Consider the following 1,782-nt stretch of genomic DNA (forward strand, 5'->3'; position numbering starts at 1 on the left):
TCCTGGATGGCCATGGCGGATAGTTGGTTTTCGTCGTTGGTGTGTCCGGTGATGAAGGCGTGATTGTAGGTGTTGGTGCCGGTCTTGTTCTCGGTGAGGCCGGCGAGGTAGCTGATGGCGTAGACGGCTCGTTGGTAGGGGATGTTGATGGCGTCGACTCTAGGGTCATAGTCGTCATTGATGGTGCCGGGTTTGGGGTTGGTGATGGTGTTGAGGTTGGTTTGTGCTTGGGTGTGTGCGTGACGGGTTATGGCCTTGGCGATGGTGCTGGTGGTTTCGGGGGTGTCGGTGATGCGCCAGGCCAGGGCGGTGATTGGGGTGGGGTCGACGGGTTCGTAGATGGAGGGCTGGCGTTCGAACCAGATGTCTCCGTAGTCGCAGGTGGAGGTGCGCCAGGACTTGTAGGGGTTGTCCTGGTTCAAGGCGCAGGTGACTTCAGCGGGGCTGTTGGCCAGCAGGTTGGCGATGGCGGTCTCGGTGGCGGGGGTGTACTGGTCCTCGGTGGTGCTGGTGGCCAGGTAGTTGATGGCTTGGCCGGCGAGCTGGTCGGCCTGGTGCTGGGTGGTGGGGTCGGTGCTGGTGCGCAGGGTCGTGGCGGAGGCGATGGCGGTGGTGTAGGCGGCCAGGCCGGCCTGGTCCCACTGGCGTTGGGACAGCTGCTCCAGGCACGGCCCGCCGCCGGCGGCGGGGGTGCTGGTGAGGTAGTTCAGGGCGGTTTGGGGGTGTGCGGCGATGGCTTCCAGTACTCCGGTCAGGGGGTCGAAGGAGTAGCCGGTCAGGTAGCCGCCCAGGGCCTGCTTGCCGAAGCTGGTCAGGTCGGGGTAGCTGGTGTTGGCGTACCCGCGGTAGCGGCGGATCGTGTCGGGGTTTATGTCTGCCAGCTCGCCGGCCAGAGCGGTCAGGAACTCGGGGGCGAAGTCGGAGCCGACGGCTGCGTCCTGCTGGTCGGGGGAGTGGGTGAGCATGGCGTTCAGGGCGGTGATGCGCCCCCACTCGCCCTTGCCATCGACGGACTCCTTGATAGTCGTGGCCATGGATTCACAGGTTTCTTCGTCCCAGGTGGTGGATGCCGCAGCGAGAGTCCGGCCGAGCAGGTGGGCGAGTGCCTGGCCGTCGGGAACGGCCCCGGCCAGGGGAAGGCCGGCAAGGTTGTCCGCCCCCAGGGCGGTGATGAAGTCATTGGCCCACACCGGATCACCGGCATAGGGGGCCGCGGCCCGAACCAGCTCACCTACCCCGACACCCCCGGTGCCGGTACCGCGTGCCGCGTCCGAGAGCTCCTGCGCCGCCCGCCCACCAGATGACACCAGATCCGCGGCATCAGCGGAAGCCGCCGTCCCTGAGGTCCCCGCGGCCGTGCCAGCGCCGGCGGCACACCCCGACAGCACCAGCCCAACAGCCAACGCCACCGCGGACACCCCAAGACGGAGACGGCGCCCAGGACCCAGCCCGATCTGATGGAACCTTACTGTGTTACGCGAGTCAGCCACCGTACATACTCCCCTTGTCATAGCCAGACGCGTAACTGCCGTTGAAGTCGTCGGTGATGTCTTCGAAGATGTAGTCTCCGGTGGCTGCTTCCACCATTTCGACCCACGTTGACACCTCGTCTGGGGCCATGGTGGGGTCGTCGGCTTTTGATAGGTCGATGGTGTGGGTGCCGTCAGGGTTGGTGATGATCCAGGTGAAGGTCTTTGCCCTTTTACCGGTGTAGTCGTTGTAGCCGGTGATGGTGTAGTCCTCGGGTTTCAGTAGCCCCGCGTTAGCGGCATCCTGGATGGC

Annotated in this window: 2 protein-coding genes; both read right to left on the minus strand. The window is 65.3% G+C overall.

The annotated features are described in order from the left end of the window. A partial coding sequence (locus DRB06_RS00365; RefSeq protein ID WP_220092945.1) for a DUF6571 family protein occupies positions 1 to 1,409 on the minus strand: 1,409 nt, incomplete at its 3' end. 73 nt (positions 1,410 to 1,482) lie between these two features. Next, positions 1,483 to 1,782, minus strand: a 300-nt coding sequence (locus tag DRB06_RS15940; RefSeq protein ID WP_181575140.1) for a DUF6571 family protein, incomplete at its 5' end; no start/stop codon positions are given.

Origin of the sequence: Actinomyces sp. Z5 (assembly GCF_003287795.1) — a bacterium.
GTDB classification, from domain to species: domain Bacteria; phylum Actinomycetota; class Actinomycetes; order Actinomycetales; family Actinomycetaceae; genus Actinomyces; species Actinomyces glycerinitolerans.